At 68.2% G+C, this 14,302-nt stretch carries 26 protein-coding genes; 7 read left to right on the top strand and 19 right to left on the bottom strand.

Going from position 1 to position 14,302, the window contains the following annotated elements; all coding sequences use genetic code 11:
- Nucleotides 1-107: 107 nt before the first annotated feature.
- The 9 genes from IE326_RS00125 to IE326_RS00090 all read right to left on the bottom strand — a co-directional run bounded on the left by IE326_RS00125 (nt 108) and on the right by IE326_RS00090 (nt 5,509).
- The gene (locus IE326_RS00125; RefSeq protein ID WP_190040401.1) at nt 108-725 is read right to left on the bottom strand and encodes a hypothetical protein; all 618 of its coding nucleotides are present in this window, start codon (nt 723-725) and stop codon (nt 108-110) included.
- 56 nt (nt 726-781) lie between these two features.
- Complete coding sequence (locus IE326_RS00120; protein WP_190040400.1) at nt 782-1,015, bottom strand: helix-turn-helix domain-containing protein; 234 nt, start codon at nt 1,013-1,015, stop codon at nt 782-784.
- 135 nt (nt 1,016-1,150) lie between these two features.
- Nucleotides 1,151-1,726 (bottom strand): DUF6197 family protein, encoded by a 576-nt coding sequence (locus IE326_RS00115; protein WP_190040399.1) that lies wholly within the window; start codon nt 1,724-1,726, stop codon nt 1,151-1,153.
- A gap of 31 nt (nt 1,727-1,757) precedes the next feature.
- Nucleotides 1,758-1,958, bottom strand: a complete 201-nt coding sequence (locus tag IE326_RS00110) for a hypothetical protein (RefSeq protein WP_190040398.1) — start codon at nt 1,956-1,958, stop codon at nt 1,758-1,760.
- 85 nt (nt 1,959-2,043) lie between these two features.
- Nucleotides 2,044-2,433, bottom strand: a complete 390-nt coding sequence (locus tag IE326_RS00105) for a hypothetical protein (protein WP_190040397.1) — start codon at nt 2,431-2,433, stop codon at nt 2,044-2,046.
- Complete coding sequence (locus IE326_RS00100) at nt 2,430-2,744, bottom strand: hypothetical protein (RefSeq protein ID WP_190040396.1); 315 nt, start codon at nt 2,742-2,744, stop codon at nt 2,430-2,432. The genes IE326_RS00105 and IE326_RS00100 overlap by 4 nt, the downstream gene beginning before the upstream one ends.
- Nucleotides 2,745-2,900: 156 nt before the next feature.
- Complete coding sequence (locus IE326_RS00095) at nt 2,901-4,643, bottom strand: hypothetical protein (protein ID WP_190040395.1); 1,743 nt, start codon at nt 4,641-4,643, stop codon at nt 2,901-2,903.
- Nucleotides 4,644-4,917: 274 nt separating this feature from the next.
- Nucleotides 4,918-5,052 (bottom strand): hypothetical protein, encoded by a 135-nt coding sequence (locus IE326_RS41360; RefSeq protein ID WP_268982879.1) that lies wholly within the window; start codon nt 5,050-5,052, stop codon nt 4,918-4,920.
- Nucleotides 5,053-5,185: 133 nt separating this feature from the next.
- Nucleotides 5,186-5,509 (bottom strand): hypothetical protein, encoded by a 324-nt coding sequence (locus IE326_RS00090; protein ID WP_190040394.1) that lies wholly within the window; start codon nt 5,507-5,509, stop codon nt 5,186-5,188.
- A gap of 234 nt (nt 5,510-5,743) precedes the next feature.
- Here IE326_RS00090 and IE326_RS00085 point away from each other — a divergent pair, with 234 nt between their 5' ends.
- From IE326_RS00085 to IE326_RS00070, 4 genes are all read left to right on the top strand, one after another.
- Nucleotides 5,744-5,983: a hypothetical protein gene (locus IE326_RS00085; RefSeq protein ID WP_190040393.1), complete on the top strand. Its 240-nt coding sequence runs from the start codon at nt 5,744-5,746 to the stop codon at nt 5,981-5,983.
- A gap of 132 nt (nt 5,984-6,115) precedes the next feature.
- A complete protein-coding gene (locus IE326_RS00080; RefSeq protein WP_190040392.1) occupies nt 6,116-6,745 on the top strand; it encodes an NUDIX hydrolase in 630 nt (209 codons plus the stop codon).
- Nucleotides 6,742-7,155: an NUDIX hydrolase gene (locus tag IE326_RS00075; RefSeq protein ID WP_190040391.1), complete on the top strand. Its 414-nt coding sequence runs from the start codon at nt 6,742-6,744 to the stop codon at nt 7,153-7,155. Before IE326_RS00080 ends, IE326_RS00075 begins: the two co-directional genes overlap by 4 nt.
- A gap of 4 nt (nt 7,156-7,159) precedes the next feature.
- Nucleotides 7,160-7,687, top strand: coding sequence for a GntR family transcriptional regulator (locus IE326_RS00070; RefSeq protein WP_190040390.1), 528 nt, complete (start codon nt 7,160-7,162; stop codon nt 7,685-7,687).
- A 66-nt stretch (nt 7,688-7,753) separates the two neighbouring features.
- Here IE326_RS00070 and IE326_RS00065 read toward each other — a convergent pair whose 3' ends face one another.
- Entirely contained in the window at nt 7,754-8,170 is a 417-nt protein-coding gene (locus IE326_RS00065) for a hypothetical protein (RefSeq protein WP_190040389.1), read from the bottom strand.
- 174 nt (nt 8,171-8,344) lie between these two features.
- Here IE326_RS00065 and IE326_RS00060 point away from each other — a divergent pair, with 174 nt between their 5' ends.
- The 3 genes from IE326_RS00060 (at nt 8,345) to IE326_RS00050 (ending at nt 10,569) form a co-directional block, all read left to right on the top strand.
- Complete coding sequence (locus IE326_RS00060; RefSeq protein WP_190040388.1) at nt 8,345-9,190, top strand: phage antirepressor N-terminal domain-containing protein; 846 nt, start codon at nt 8,345-8,347, stop codon at nt 9,188-9,190.
- A gap of 537 nt (nt 9,191-9,727) precedes the next feature.
- Nucleotides 9,728-10,219 (top strand): hypothetical protein, encoded by a 492-nt coding sequence (locus IE326_RS00055; RefSeq protein ID WP_190040387.1) that lies wholly within the window; start codon nt 9,728-9,730, stop codon nt 10,217-10,219.
- A complete protein-coding gene (locus IE326_RS00050) occupies nt 10,216-10,569 on the top strand; it encodes a hypothetical protein (protein ID WP_190040386.1) in 354 nt (117 codons plus the stop codon). The genes IE326_RS00055 and IE326_RS00050 overlap by 4 nt, the downstream gene beginning before the upstream one ends.
- Nucleotides 10,570-10,620: 51 nt before the next feature.
- Here the strand turns inward: IE326_RS00050 and IE326_RS00045 are convergent, their stop codons facing one another.
- From IE326_RS00045 to IE326_RS00005, 9 genes are read right to left on the bottom strand one after another with little or no spacing between them, the layout of a single operon-like run.
- Complete coding sequence (locus IE326_RS00045; protein WP_190040385.1) at nt 10,621-10,860, bottom strand: hypothetical protein; 240 nt, start codon at nt 10,858-10,860, stop codon at nt 10,621-10,623.
- The gene (locus tag IE326_RS00040) at nt 10,857-11,483 is read right to left on the bottom strand and encodes a hypothetical protein (protein ID WP_190040384.1); all 627 of its coding nucleotides are present in this window, start codon (nt 11,481-11,483) and stop codon (nt 10,857-10,859) included. The genes IE326_RS00045 and IE326_RS00040 overlap by 4 nt, the downstream gene beginning before the upstream one ends.
- A gap of 32 nt (nt 11,484-11,515) precedes the next feature.
- Nucleotides 11,516-11,854 (bottom strand): hypothetical protein, encoded by a 339-nt coding sequence (locus IE326_RS00035; RefSeq protein ID WP_190040383.1) that lies wholly within the window; start codon nt 11,852-11,854, stop codon nt 11,516-11,518.
- Nucleotides 11,851-12,111 (bottom strand): DUF6085 family protein, encoded by a 261-nt coding sequence (locus IE326_RS00030; protein WP_190040382.1) that lies wholly within the window; start codon nt 12,109-12,111, stop codon nt 11,851-11,853. Before IE326_RS00030 ends, IE326_RS00035 begins: the two co-directional genes overlap by 4 nt.
- Nucleotides 12,108-12,449, bottom strand: a complete 342-nt coding sequence (locus IE326_RS00025; protein ID WP_190040381.1) for a hypothetical protein — start codon at nt 12,447-12,449, stop codon at nt 12,108-12,110. The genes IE326_RS00030 and IE326_RS00025 overlap by 4 nt, the downstream gene beginning before the upstream one ends.
- Nucleotides 12,446-12,715 (bottom strand): hypothetical protein, encoded by a 270-nt coding sequence (locus IE326_RS00020; protein ID WP_190040380.1) that lies wholly within the window; start codon nt 12,713-12,715, stop codon nt 12,446-12,448. The genes IE326_RS00025 and IE326_RS00020 overlap by 4 nt, the downstream gene beginning before the upstream one ends.
- Nucleotides 12,712-13,080 carry a helix-turn-helix domain-containing protein gene (locus IE326_RS00015; protein WP_190040379.1) on the bottom strand — a complete coding sequence of 123 codons (369 nt, stop codon included), beginning with the start codon at nt 13,078-13,080 and terminating at the stop codon, nt 12,712-12,714. The genes IE326_RS00020 and IE326_RS00015 overlap by 4 nt, the downstream gene beginning before the upstream one ends.
- Nucleotides 13,077-13,412: a hypothetical protein gene (locus tag IE326_RS00010; protein WP_190040378.1), complete on the bottom strand. Its 336-nt coding sequence runs from the start codon at nt 13,410-13,412 to the stop codon at nt 13,077-13,079. Before IE326_RS00010 ends, IE326_RS00015 begins: the two co-directional genes overlap by 4 nt.
- Nucleotides 13,393-14,274: a phage replication protein O gene (locus IE326_RS00005; RefSeq protein ID WP_190040377.1), complete on the bottom strand. Its 882-nt coding sequence runs from the start codon at nt 14,272-14,274 to the stop codon at nt 13,393-13,395. The genes IE326_RS00010 and IE326_RS00005 overlap by 20 nt, the downstream gene beginning before the upstream one ends.
- Between the last annotated feature and the right edge of the window lie 28 nt (nt 14,275-14,302).

Genomic DNA, 14,302 nt, shown 5'->3' with positions numbered 1-14,302 from the left:
GCACCGGTAACGGGGATGATGCCGCAATCGTCCATGCTCACCATTTCCGAAGCGAGCTCGCGGTAGGGGCGCCCGTTGCGGGGATTGCCAGCCACGGGCGCCTCCTTCTACTTAGTGGGCACCGCCCATTCGACGGGTACGTCGAAGCCATCAGGGGCGTAGACGACGGTCTGCGGGCGGCTGTTGCCGGGGACCGGGTATACGACCTTGCCGCGCACGCACTTGCCCGGGGTCAGCTTGGTCTCGATGGGGAACTGCGGCTTGGGGAAGTCGGCCCAGGTGCCGCTGGACGGTTCGACGCGGGCGCCGTCGGCATAGGACAGGGTCCACGGTGTCGTGGTTGCGGCGAACAGGCCCTTGACGCTGCACACCTTGAGTTCGAGGGCGGCCCAGACGTAGCCAGGGGTGCCGGAGTGTTCGGCGGCGGAGCCGACGGACTTGATGCCTTGCTGGTAGCTGAGCACGGCGCTGGTGCCGCGGATCCCGTTCTCGGTGTCTTCCCAGGTGTGGGTGGTACCGAGTGCGAGTGGTCCGCTGGTGCTGGGCTCCGTGGTGGCTGCGGGGGGCTGGCTGGTGGTTTCGGCCGCCGGCGCAGCGGTTGCCGTGGAGGCTTCAGCGCCCTGCTTGTCCGAAGGCGTGGCGGGCGGGTTGTCGGCGGCGCCGCACGCGGTGAGCGTGAGGGCGAAGGCGAGGCTGGCCATGGCCGCGATGGGTCTGATGCGCATCGGGCCAGGCTGCCGGAGCTGAGGGTCGTCTCGGGCCGGTGTAGCCGTGCTGTTACCTACGCGGCGTCGCTACGGGACGGCAGTGGAGGTGGTCCGCCAGCTTCAAGCACTTCACCTGTGTCTTCGTCACGGTGGGCGGGGTTGAGCTCGAAGACGTTGTAACGAACGCGGCCGCGGCCTTTGCCGTATCGCCGGATGCGGCCTTCGTGGGCCCACCGGCGAATGGTGACGCGGGGCCGGCCGGTGTAGTAGGCGGCGGCTTCTTCGTCGACGAGGGCGAGGGAGGTCATTGGTCACCTCCGGGTACGCGAAAGGCCGCCCGTGTGGGGCGGCCTCAGCAGGCGCAAAGCACCGATTGAGAGAACCTTATGTTCGGTCCTGTCATCAGGTCAAGCTATCTCTAAGTAGGTCTACATAGGGGTTCTCTATTCGATTCCGTCGATGGCTTCGCGGATGAGCTGGAGTGCGTCGCCTGTGCACCGTTCGGGCCGGTCGTTCCACCGGTGGTAGGGCTCGTTGATGCCGCGGCGCCGGAGGACGTTCTGCATCTGCTGGCCGGCGGCGATGGCGGTGGCTTCGTCGCCGTAGCCGAGGCGGTAGAGGACGGCTTGGGCGCCGAGGATGCATCGCCGTCCGCTGAGGGATCGGAGTCCGCCGCGGTGATGTCCGTACTGCTCGATGACGAGGGCGGTGAGCTGGAGGTGCTGGGTGACGGTGATGGGGCGTCCGGCGCCGTGGAGGCGGCGGGCGGGGGTGATGGCGAGGGCCCAGTCGGGGATGATGCGCCACCAGCGTGCGGGGGCGGTGAGTTCGGGTGCCGCGGTGGTGGTCTCGACGGAGGACTGCTGGAGGGCTTCGGCGACGAGCTGGTCGGTGGTCTTGGTGACGAGCGGGTGTGCGGTGCGGGGGGCTTGGGTGGCGAGGTACTGCTCGATGTCGCGGATGAGGGTGGCCGCGTCGACCGTCAGATCGGCGGGCCGGACGGCGGTGGACGCGGCCATCTCGGGTTCTCCTTCGAGTGGTGGGGGCGGGTTACTTGAGGCGGCGGAGGGTGTCGACGTGCTCGTAGCCGGCGCAGTGGTCGCCGCAGGTGGGGCCGCATTCGACGATCTCGACGCCGAGAAGGGTGGCGGTGATGGCGCCGGCGGCCTTGGTTCCCTTGTCGCCGGCGACGCGGGCTCCGGCGGTGTGGACGGCGGCGACGAGGCGGCCACGGAGGGTGGGCTTGGGCATGGCGGGCCTTTCTGGGCTCGGGGCTGTCCCGGCTCCCCTCACCGCCCGTGCGTGTCGGGCGGATCGGGCAGCGGGCAGTCCTGGCTCAGCGGCGGCCGGCGTACTGCGCGGACAGGGCGTTGGCGGTCTCGATGGCGTGGAGGTCGCCGACGAGGCGGGCGGCCCGTTGGGCGTCCTCGGTGAAGGCGCCGTGGAGGTCGCGGACGCCGAGGTTGGGCAGGTGGGTGGGCCGCTGGGTGAGGACTTCGCGTTCCTTGCGGAGGAGGCTCTGGGCGCTCATCACTCCGCCGTGGGAGGGGGACTCGACCTCGCGGTGGCCCATGATGCTGCGCTTGTTGGTGACGACCCATTCGCTGTAGGTGTCGCCGCGGTCGGAGTGGTTGTTGATGACGTACAGGTGGTCGCCGGGCTGGATGTCGCGGAGGAACTTGCGCTCGTCGCCGCGGGTGGCCTGGTAGGAGGACTTGAGGCTCATGTCGGGGTCCTTTCAGTGGGGTTCTGGGTGTGGATGGCGCCGTATCGGGCGAGGAGCTGGTGGAGGGTGACGCGGCCGGGGTGGCCGTCGGCGGGGGTGAGGATGGGGCTGCGGAGGACGCCGGTCTGGTCGGTGACGGTCCAGGCGTGGGTGCGGCCGTGGTGGTGGATGTAGAGGGTGGTGCCGGGCTGGATGGCGGCGGTGAGGGCGTCTGCGTCGACTCGGGTGCGGTAGTAGGTGGTCTGCGGGCTGTCCGTCGGGGGCTCCTCTCGGCGGGGATGAATGGGTTGATTTCGGGTGCTAGGCGGCATGGGGCTGCCGCTAAGTTGCAGGTCAGGGGTGCTAGAGGGTCTGCTAAAGGGGTGCTACTTCTTGACCGGCTAGCAGTGCGGTAGCAGGCGAACAGCAGGCTCTGACCTGCGGATTAGCAGTCACTAGCAGACGCCTAGCAGAGGACGATCAGGGCATTACGGGCGCCTGGCGCGTGACTGGAGAACATCGAGCTTGTAGCCGCGGGGGTTCTTCCCATCGGGCATCCCTCCCAACTGGACAGGCTTGCCAGCCCCCGCCTTCTCCATGAGGTCGCGCAGGTCGCCGGCTTCAAGGTTCAGCGCCTTCGCGAGGTCTTCCGTTCGCATGCGGTCGACACCGGCCTCACGCATGGCCTTGGTCGCGTCGGCGACGATCCGCGCCTCGGGCGGCACCTCAACCGGCTTGCCGAACTGGGCGGCGTACCCCGTCAGTGTTCCGGCGTCGATACGAAGCTGCCGGCCGCGCTTGCAGATGGCGAGGAAGGTGGGCAGGTCGATCACGTCGCCACGCTGGGTGGAGTGGCCTTCTTCGGCACCCTGGTCGAGGACGAAGATGCCCTTGGAGTCCTCGGTCAGGAGGTGGGGCGCGGCGCCGTTCATGACGGCGTCGTCACCGAGGACCATCTTGGCGCTGCGGTCGCCCTTTACTCGGAAGCTGGCGCGCTTGACGCACACCTCGCGCAGGGCAGTGGGGACCGAGTTGGAGTCGGGCCGCTGGGTGATGAACATCCCCATGCCGCCGGCGAACCGGGCGACGCGCACGAACCGGGCCATGGACTCGACCATGACGTCCTTCGCGGACCGGGTGCGGGCACCTTCGCCGTCCTCGTCCTCACTGGTCTTCACCTTCATGAGGGCGGCCGCGTCGAGGAGTTCCTGGAGCTCCTCGACGATCACGAGGGTGGGGCCGAGCCCGGGGCGCCGGGTCAGCTCCTTGGTGAGCTTGCCTTCCGGACAGCTGGCCGGGTCCTCGCGGTAGAGGCGGGTCAGCTCGGAGCCGACGCCCTGCATGTCGGTGATCGTCTCGTCGAGGACGTCGAGAACCTTGCGGACCGTGCGCGGGTCGGCGCCGATGACGTACTTGTGGGCGACCTCTTCGAGGGGCAGCCAGTCGGGGCTGACCTTCCCGGAGATGAGGACGATCCGGACGGTCGGGTCGAGAACGGCGGCGGCCGCGACGAGGCGGGCGAGGTAGGACTTGCCGTAGTCCTGCAGGCCGCCGATGAGGAGGGACGACCACAGCAGGTGCAGGTCGACGCGGCGGCCGCGGCCGTCGAGGCCGAGGGGGACGCCGTACTGCCAGAAGTCCCAGCGCTGGGCCTGCGCGAGCTCGCTGTACACCTTGGGGCCGGCGTAGGGGTTGTCGGAGTCAGCAACCCACAGGGTGAAGCGGCCTTCGTGACCTTCGGCGGAGGCGTCGGCCTTCATCTCGATGCGCTGGCGCTTGACGCGGAGGCTGGAGGCGAGCAAGCCGGCCTTGTCGATGGCGGTGACGGCGGCCATGCCGCGGGGCAGTTCGACGGTGGCGGCCCAGCCGGGCCCGTCGCGGTGGATGTCGCCGACGACTCGGGTGTCGCCTCGCTGGCTCTCGGCGATGATCCCTGCGGTGATGAGAGCGTCGACCAGGTTGTTCTCGCCGCCGGATGCGGTGGCGGGCGGGCCGTCCAGGGGGACGAAGGTGGGGTCCGGCTGCGTCTCGCTCACCTCGGTGACGGGCCGCCCGTGGACGGCGCCGATGCCGTAGAAGGCAGCGCCGAGGAGGAGGTCAACCCACAGCTGGCCGGTGAGAACCCCGGTGGCTCCGGTGGCGGTGAGGGCGGCGCCCCATCCGCCGGTCTTGGCCCAGTGTACGGGAAGCGCTCCGACTGGTGATCCACGGACCAGGCACGCAGCCAGCACCAGCGGAAGGAGAAGTCGACGATCCCGAGCCTCAGCAGAGCCAGCGCCCGGTGATGCCCGTCCGACACGTAGATGTCGTGGTAGCGGTCGTCGACACCGAGGAGGATCGGCTTCCGCTGGCCCTGCGGCAGCGACTCCATCAGCCTGGCGAGAACCTTCCGGTCCTTGCTGCGGCCGTCGAAGTCCCTGGCCGCGTGACCCCACGTGGGGTACGAGCCGGGGCGGATGGCGTCGTCGTTCAGCAGGCGGGTCGGCAGGGTGCCGACGTACCTACTCACCGCCGGCTGTTCTTGTTGCGCTCGGCGAGCTTCCGCGACAGCTCCTCGCGCTCCTTGTCCGACAGCGGCGCGGCGGCCTGGCGGCGAACGTAGGAGGCGGCCTCGTGGGCGGCACGGTCAGCCGCAGACATCTCGTACACGGCGATCACCGGGCCGAGGGGATGCGGGCCGGCTGCGGAGCCGGGGCGGGCATCTGGATGACGATCGGACCACGGCCCGACTTCCGGCCCACCAGGACCAGCCGGCGCTCCGACGACGCGGCCTTCACCGGACACCGCCGAACGAGCGGGACTCCAGCGAGGAGGGCAGCGGGGCCAGGTCCGTACCCAGCAGCCGGCCGACCAGCACGCGGGCCATCACGTCCCGGTGCGCCGCATTACGGGCCTTCGGGAGGACGATCTGGATCGGGCCGATGTACGGCTTGATGAAGACACCCTCGAAGGCGTCGCCGTACTCGGAGGGCGCTTCCGTGACCTCCGCGTCCACCTCGGCCAGCAGATCGGCCAGAGGGGTGGACAGGAGGCGGGCGGGGGTGAGGCTGTTCTCGGTAGCGGGCACACGGGTGCCGTTAGACTTCTGCGTAGCCATGAGGGTGACCCTTCAGAGATTCCTCGTGGTAGGGCTGGCCTGCGAGGTGAGAGTCGCGGTGTCCAGCCCGTTTTCTGTTGTAGCGCCGTCCGCAGGCTGGGCCTGGTGAGAGTGGACGACGGAGGGGTTCCAAGCGGCGCTTGGATTCCCTCGCTGATGACGAATGTAGGGGGTCGCGCAGCCTCCGTCAAGCAGCTGCTTGAAGTGGCCCGGATTGGCCCTTACTCTCGTGTCATGACCGATGCCGTGGACACCGCAGAGAGGGCGCTCATCGCTGCGCTCAAGGAGATCAGCGACGCCGTCGAGCGGTACGAGGCGGTCAAAGAGCTTGAGGGGCGGCTCGACCTTTCCCTCAAGGAGATCAAGGCCGATGTCGCGAAGGAGCTGTACGTCGACCGCTCCTGGAACCAGGTTGGCAAGCTGCTCGGCGTGACCGGCTCGCGAGCCGAGCAGATCTCGCGCGCCGCCAGATAGAAGCACCCTTTGCATGCCCTGTAGTCAACCGAGTTGACAGCTCAACTGCCATGAGCGAGCAGGGCAGTGTCGGTGCAACTACGGTGCTTCGACAGTGCAAGACCTCGAATCCGATCGCGCGAGGGGCGGAAAGTGGAAGTCGTCGAGACGTGGACCGGCCGCACGGCATGCGCTCTGCAGCAGGCCCTCAGGATGACGAACGAGCAGTTCGCCGAGCATCTCGACGTGGGGGTCCGCACCGTCGCCAGCTGGCACAGCTCGCCGGACATGGTCCCGAAGAATGACACCCAGCAGCTCCTCGACACCGCCTACGAAAGGGCCTCCGCATCGGTGATTCGCCGCTTCGCTGCCTTATCCCGCCCGACCCCAACCGCTGCTCAGGCGCAGGCTTTCCGCGTGGCAGTCGCGGTCGTAACGCGGGGCCCCGATGTGCTCCTCGTTTGCCGGCGAGGTGACGATGCCCTCACCTGGCAGTTTCCGGCAGGCACCGTGAAGCCCGGCCGGAAGGCCGAGATGGTCGCGGTCGAGGAGACCCGCGCGGAGACCGGAGTTCGGTGCGCAATCCGGCAGCGACTTGGTGAGCGCGTCCACCCCAAGACGGGAGTCCTGGTCGACTACTTCCTCGCGGAGCACCTGATGGGCGAGGCCGAGAACCGGGACCCCGACGAGAACAGCGACGTGGCCTGGGTGCCGCGCGCAGACCTGACCCGCTTCATCCCTGAGCAGCACATCTACCCGCCGATCCTGGAGGCACTGGCGTGACCGAGACGACGACTGAGCAGGGCATCTCCACCGCCATCATCACCGCGGGCGACCGCGTCCTGATGATCCGACGCCGGGAGCGGGAGGGGAAGCTTCTCTGGGCGTTCCCGGGCGGCGGGATCGAGGCCGGGGAGACGCCGGAGCAGGCCGCGGTCCGGGAGACGGCCGAGGAGGTCGACCTGGAGGTGAAGGCGGTCCGATCACTCGGCGAGCGAGTCCACCCGCAGACCGGCCGGCACATGTCTTACGTCGCCTGCGAGGTCGTCGGCGGCGAGGCCCGAGTCGCCGACGAGGAGGAACTGGCCGAGGTCGCCTGGATCCGGCTGGGCGAGATCCCCGACTTCGTGCCGTGGGGGTTGTTCGGGCCGGTGCAGGAGTACCTCGACGAGACGCTGGCCCCTGGGGAGTAGACGCATGACGGAGCGAACCACCCTCTACCGCTACTTCGACACCTCAGGGAACGTCCTGTACCTCGGGATCACGAACGACCTTCAGAGGCGGGAGTCGCAGCACCGGCGCGACTCCGCGCGGACGTGGTTCCCGCTCATCGCCGCACGCACACAGATCTGGTTCGAGACGAGGTCTCAAGCCGAGGCCGCAGAACTCGCAGCCCTTCAATCCGAGTCTCCTCCGTGGAACGTGAAGGACGTGAGCCGCCTGACCGAGCAGGCCCTCATTGCCTCACGTGAGCGAAAATGGGCGAAACGGCCACGCGTCACGAGAGGTCACTCCCCCGCCTATCGCCAGTACGCGGATGAGATCATCGGCCAGATCAAATCGGGCGCACTGAAGCCAGGCGACCATGCGCCTTCGATCAGCAAGTTGGCGAAGGCGAAGGGCATCAGCCCCAGCACCGCCTCGCGCGTCATCCAGACCCTCTCCACTGAGGGCTGGGTGGATCCAGTCTCTGGGTTCGGCAGCATCGTCCGAACTCGACCGTGAAGCAAGACCTCAGCCGCACACGCAGAAGGCCCCACCGGGCATCCGGCGGGGCCTTCGCCGTCTCTGTCATTCACCTTCATGCAGGCGGCGCAGTTCTTCGAGTACGCGATCGGAGAGGGCTCGGATCTCTCGCGCGGTCAGCGTGTCGGAGGTCGCGATGACGGCCTTGACAACGGCGCCCTTGAGGGTGTCATCCGGAATCGTGGCCAGCGTGAGGCCGCTAGCCGGGATGGGCTCGGTCTCGATAGGGCCACCTTCCCCTGCAAGGATCCCGAGCGAGGAGCCGGGCGCCCAGCGCAGAGCTTTGTCGACCTTGCTGTAGCTGCTGTCGCGGATAGGGAGTCCCCGCTCGACGCGCCGGAAGGTGTCCTTGGACATGCCTGCGGTCTGGGCGGCAGCGGTGAGAGGGAGGGCCAGCTCCTGTCGGCGGGCCAGGGCTTTCTCGGCGAGCCGGTCGAGGTCTCGCGATAGGGAAGTAGTCATGGCGCCATGATGCCAACTAGGTCCAACTACGGCTACCTAGATGGTCATAGTTAGCGGAAGATGTAGCGAGATAGCCCCTAGGGTGGCTATGTTGAACGCGAAAGGCCCACCCGGTACTTGGCGGTTCGGGGTGGGCCTGGCGATCAACCCACTGCGCTACAGACAGGAGAGACCATGACCATGGTCGCACGTCAGGGCCCTGAGTTTGAGATCGGTTCGTTCGAGTTCCACGGTGACACCGTCACGGTTGTCACCAACGAGCAGGGCAGCTGGGCCGTCCTTGGCCAGCTGTGCCAGAACCTGACCCTGGACCCGAACGGACAGCGCCAGGCGATCGAGCGAAAGGCCTGGTCAGAGGGTAAGACGTGCGTAATGCACGTCATGCTTCCCGGACAGAGCCGTGTCTACCCTCAGTTCCTGATCCATGAGCGCATTCTGCCGATGTGGTTGGCGAACGTCACCACCAGTCGCATCGCCGACGAGGGCAAGCGATTGAAGGTTGAGCGCGCCCAGGTCGAACTTGCCGATGCCCTGTACCGGTACGTCACCGACGAAACCCGGAGGGCCGTCCCCGTCCCGAAGTCCCGCGAGATCACGGCTGCCGCTGGCCCGGTGCCGTACCGGGAGCAGGCGGAGATCCTGTCGATCCTGCGCCCGGTGCTCCCGGAGGCCTACGCGACGGCGACGGGCAAGGTCATCATGGCGCGCGTGATGGGTGAGCGGCCGGAGCTGGAGTCGTCGGAGACGCCGCTGTACGCGTCGACGTTCCTCGCCGAGAAGGGGCACAAGCCGAAGACCGTCGCGAAGTTCCAGTCGGGCTTCGGTTCGCGGGTCTCGAACCGGTACTTCAAGGTGCACGGCCGCCGCCCCGGGAAGATCCCCGGCCCGGCCGGCTCGCGCATCGACCAGGTCGCCGCGTACACCGAGGACGACCGCCCGATCCTGGAGCAGGTCTACCAGGAGATCGCCGACATCATCGACGACTTCGAGGGTGGCGGCCAGCTCCGCATGTCCGCCTGACCCCACTCCTGAAGCCCGCCGGCCCACCCCGGCGGGCAACGGTTCGAGTGCTGTTCTGTCGATGAGAGGTGCCGTTTGAGGATCGATGAGGCTGTCGCCGAGGCGTTGGACGCGATTGGCGACGATGCTGTTTACGCCGAGGCCCGGGGGCTGTTGGTGAAGGCGGATCGGCTTCTGCGGGAGGGGACGTCTGGGGAGGCTGCACGGGCTCTTGATGAGGCATTGAGGGTGCTGGACGCGGCCTGTCCGCTCTAGCGTCCCCGAACCGCACCCACCCCCAGCCCGCCGGCCCACCCCCGGCGGGCTTCGTCGTACCCGCCCGCATGCGAGCGCCCGCCGTCGGGGGTCGGCGGGCGCTCGGTGGGTGTTCTGGGGGTGGGGCGGGTTCGGATGCGGCTGGCTGACTCCTGCCTGACCTGCGAGGATGTCCGCCCTCTTTCCGTCGGTCACTCTGCGTGATTTCCTCATGGCTTTCCGGCCTGATTTGCGTCTCGTTTCCGGTGGACGGTTGCAAACTTTTGAACTACCTTTGAGGTCATGACCACGATGCCGGCAGAAGTGAACTTCTCGGAGCTCATCCAGAAGCCCAAGGACACCGTCGCGCGGCTGCAGGACAGCCCTCGCAAGGGCCTGCTCCTGCACCGTCGCGGCGACGAAGAGGACCTGTACCTGACCACGGCCGAGCGCGCCGAGCAGGTCACGGAGGTCGTCGACTCCACCACCCGGATGTTCGTGGCGCTCATGAAGAGCAGCCCTGAAGCCGTCGCCATGCTCACCCAGGTGTTCCCCGAGGCGTTCCCGTGGGTCCGCTTCCTGCCGCAGAAGGCAGTCCAGGAGTTCCTCGTTGAGTTCATGGAGACCGCACGTGCGGCCTCCGACCTCGGTACCGTTGGGCCGATCGTGCCGTTGATCGCGGCATGGAAGTCGACCGCCGAGGTGTACGCGGACCAGGAGCTCTACAGCAAGCTGACCAGTCCGGAGGCGGGCGACTTCGGGGAAGTCGAGCCTCCGGAGGTACCTGCAGATTGAGCAATAAGAGGGGGGACTTCGTCGTCCCGCCGCCCAAGCCGGGCGAATACAAGATCCGATTCGGGGTCAAGGGAGTGGGAACGGGGTGGCAGGAGCTCTGCACCGAAGCCCCGAGCAACACCGCTGACGCCTGGTTCGCGATGAGGACCGAGCCGGCGCCTGCAGTGCAGACCGCCCGCCATCACAAGTTGAAGTTCGACCTCGCTACGGTCGTCTTCGACGGTAAGCGCCGTGACCAGTGGCAGATCGAGGTCACGAGCGGCGGTCGAGTCTGGTACGTGGTCGACGAGGATCGCAAGATCGTATGGATCCTCCACGCGGCCAGCAGGCACCCGAAGAAGACCGAGTAACGACGAACGAGCCCTCCACCCGACCGGGTGGAGGGCTTCGTCGTGTTCCGCCTACAGCCCACCCGCCCGCGTCTGCATGATGGCCCGGACCTCTATGGCATCAGCCTCGGCTTCGATGGCGTCGGCGCCGCTGCGGAGGTCGCACTCGGGGTCGTCGGCGAGGCCTCGGTGTCCGTCGGCTATGGCGCGGAGGAGCTGCACGACCACGGCGGCGGGGATCCATGCCTGGCCGTCGGAGGCGGGCGCCATGGGGATGACGTCGCCGACGCGGAGGCCGGGGTAGTCGCTCATGCCGCAGCCCGCCTGTCGGCGAGGGGTAGCCGGAGAACCTCCGCGTGCCCGTACTCGGCGCCGCAGGCCCGGCATGTTTCCCCATCGGTGGAAAGCGTGACACCGAGGGTGGCGCCACAGGGGCACTGGACTCGGACGCGGATAGGGGGCTTCTCCCCTTCGACAACCGCCGAGCACTGGCGGACCATGCTGTGAATCTCTCGAGCGAACTCATCGAGAGCGGGATGCTTGAGTGCCGCCTGGCCCAGGTTGAGCCGGAGGGTGCGGACGGCGTGGTCGATGCGGTGCTGCAGCCGGCCGCCTTCTCCGATGTCGGCGAGCCCGTAGGTGGCCCAGTCCTTGACCCAGGATTCCAGGTTGCTGACGATGCCGCCGTTCGCGACGAGGTTCAGGACGTGTTCGCTGGGCGGCATGCTGGATCCGCGGGTGCCGGAGACTGCGGGGCCGCCGCTGCTCTTGCCGGGGGTGGTGCGGAGGCAGAGCCGGGCATAAAGGCCGCGGGGTCCGGCGATGGACTGCAGGTTCCGGTCGACGTGCTGCTGGCAGAGCCGGCAGATGAGGCGTCCCTGCTCGTCGTTCCAGAGGTCGCGGTTGCAGATCGTGCAAGCGGAGTTGTGGTCCACGGCGGCTCTCTCCTTGCTGGCGGTGCGGTGGGTCAGTGGCTGATGTGGATCTCGGCTGCGGGGTGGGCGAGGCAGGCGATGCGGAGGCGGGCGAGGTAGTCGAGGGCGCCTTCGTAGTCGCCCCAGCCGTTGCGCGGGTTCATGGCCTGGTAGTGGTCGGGGCGTTGCTGCATGTCGTGGACGGCGCGGGTGAGGGCGTCGCTGCAGTCGCCGGCGCGCTGGCCGTGGAGGTCGGCGAGGCGGTGGCCGAGGGCGTCGTGCCACATGGCGGCGACGTTGCTGGTGTAGTTGCCGATGTCGGCGGCGCAGTAGTCGATGGGCTCGGGGTCGCCGGTGTCGACTTTCAGGTAGAGGCTGATGTCGTAGCTCACGTCTGCTCCCAGTGCATGGCGTAGGCGTCGGTGTGGGGGCCGGCGTGCTGGGCGGGCCGGATACAGCGGTCCTTCGTGGGGGTCTCGGTGGTGCACTGGCTGGCGGGCTGACCGTGGAGGAGGTCGTCGGTGGCGCAGGGGTTGGGGCAGTCGATGCGTGCGCAGGTGACGTGGCCGCCGTTGCCGAGGAAGAGGCTGGTTCCTCGGCAGGCGGGACACTGGCCTTGGACGGCGGGGTTCGGGTCGGGCGGGGTCATCGCTCGCCCTCCGTACCGCTGACGGGGCCGAGGTCGATGACGTGGTCGCCGTCGACGCAGTGCGAGGAGACGCAGCGGCCGACGGGTGTGGCTCCGAGGGCGGCGTGGACAGCGCGCCAGATCATGGCGTTGCGGTGGACGGGGTTCGGCGGCATGTGGTCGCCGAGCTCGCGGATGTGGGCGTACACGGCGTCGTAGGCGGGCTGTCGGGGGTCGGTGGGCCTGGCGGTCGTGTCGAAGTGGTGGGTCTGGTGGTGGGTTGAGGGGATGGGGGTGTCGCCGGCTGACCAGCTGGGGGTGTAGGTGCTGTCGGGTTCGGGGTTGTTGTCGTGGTTCACGGCTGGCCTTTCGGGTTGCTGGTGGTGTTGCCGCGGAGTACGCGGAGGAGTGCATCCCGCTGGTTGGCGGGGAGGTTGTGTCGGGCCCAGTCGCGGGCGGCGTCGATGCGGGTCTGGAAGGTGACGGCGAGGCGCTGGGCGGTCTCAAGGCTCTGCGTGCCCTTCTGGGGCCCCGGAGCGACCCGACCCTCCCCGACTGCCTCCGCGCCCTGTTCGGCGCTTACACGGCCACTCAGGCCCTCTCCTGCCGCCTTGTTGGGGTTCACGCTGCCTCCTGGTTCTCGTTGTTGCGGTTTCTCATGGCTTGCCGGTGGGCTCGTTCGCCGAGTCGGCAGGGCTCGCACTGGGTGGGGTCTTCGCCGCGTCGGCGGTGGGCTTCGTAGCCGGCGTGGTCACCGTGGCGTCGGGGCCGGCCGTCGAGGATCCCGGCCTGGCAGGCGAGGAAGACGGCGTGGACCAAGGTGGTGGCGCCGAGCTTGCCCATGAGCCGATGCCTGGCGTCCTGGACGGCAACTGCCGACTTCCCTATGGCGCGTGCGGTGGCGGCGATGGTGAGCCCGTGGGCGGCGTGCTGGAGAACGGCGAGATCGAGTTCAGTGAGCTGCCCGCCGGGGGCGAGGGCGCGTGTCACAGCGTCTCCAGGACGTCGTCGACGGCCCGGCTTTGCGGCACCCGTCCGCCGCCGCAGGGCCGGCCGTGGTCGTGGAGCGGGTAGAGGGCGGCGATCCAGCGGCGGGTGGCCTGCCAGGCGGAGTGGGTCTTGCCGACGCCGAGGGGACCCCACAGGAACAGGCTGACGGGGGCGTCGGCCGTGCGGTCCGCCCAGGCGGCGACAGCGGGGTGGAGGTCGATCTGCTGGCGGTAGAGGGCGGGGATCTGGCCATCGAAGGCGGCGACGGCCTCGTCGCGGCGCTCGGTGCGCCAGTCGTCCATGTCGGACGGTTCAGCCGAAGGTGCTGGCATTGCGGATCTCCTCGTCGGTCATGTCTCGGTTGGCGGTCTGGGGGCCGGAAGGGTGGTGGCGGCGCTGTTCGTTCGCGGCCTGCCGGCGGAGGGTCGTGAACTTGTCGCGGAGCTTGGCGGGGCTCAGGATGTGCGCGTTCCAGAAGTCGGAGGCGTGGGCCCAGTCGATGGCGGCGATGGCCTGGTCCGGGGTGATGCCGTCGACGTCGATCAGGCGGCGCATGTCGGTGCGCCATTTCTTGGTGATCTGGGGGCGTGGGTCGCCGCCCTTCTCGATGGCGGCAGCAAGGTGTCTGCAGACCCGTTCGACGTCGTGCCGCAGAGGTTCCGAGGACTCCGAAGGAGTTCGAGTAGTTCTTTTAACTACCTCTGCCTCTGCCTCTGTATCTGCTTCGGTTTTGCTTCGCGGTTGCTTCGGTTTTGCTGAAGCACTTGCTTCGCCGTTTGCTTCAGCGGCGGAAGCGGCCCGACGCACCTCTCCGGAGCGCCGTCCCCCCTTCCGACCTGCGGCTGCGCGCTTCTCGCTGAGGGCCTTGACCTCAGAATGGGAACGCTGGTGGACGACGTAGTCGTGGACGACGTAGGAGTCGGCCGGCGCGGGCGGGCACCTGGGGCAGTCGTGGTCGAAGCCGTGCCACAAGCCGACCCGCAACAACGCTGAAGCAAGTGCTTCGCTATTGCTTGAGTCGGTGAGCCGAGGGACGAGTCCCTTGGGGATCACTCCGTCGGTCAGCTGACGCGAGCAGTACGAGAGTCCGCAGATATAGAGCCAGCCAGCCTCACCGCCCGCAGCGATGATCTTCGGGTGGTCCGGCAGACCGTCGTGCACCCTGATGTAGGTGCGCGTGTCCTTCTCGGCCATCGGAGCTTCCTTCAAGTACGGGTGGGCG

It is taken from the genome of Streptomyces filamentosus (genome assembly GCF_014654895.1).
In the GTDB taxonomy this organism is placed as follows: domain Bacteria; phylum Actinomycetota; class Actinomycetes; order Streptomycetales; family Streptomycetaceae; genus Streptomyces; species Streptomyces filamentosus.
The sequence above is the reverse complement of the archived record's forward strand: the minus strand, read 5'-3'. Positions and strand labels throughout refer to the sequence as shown.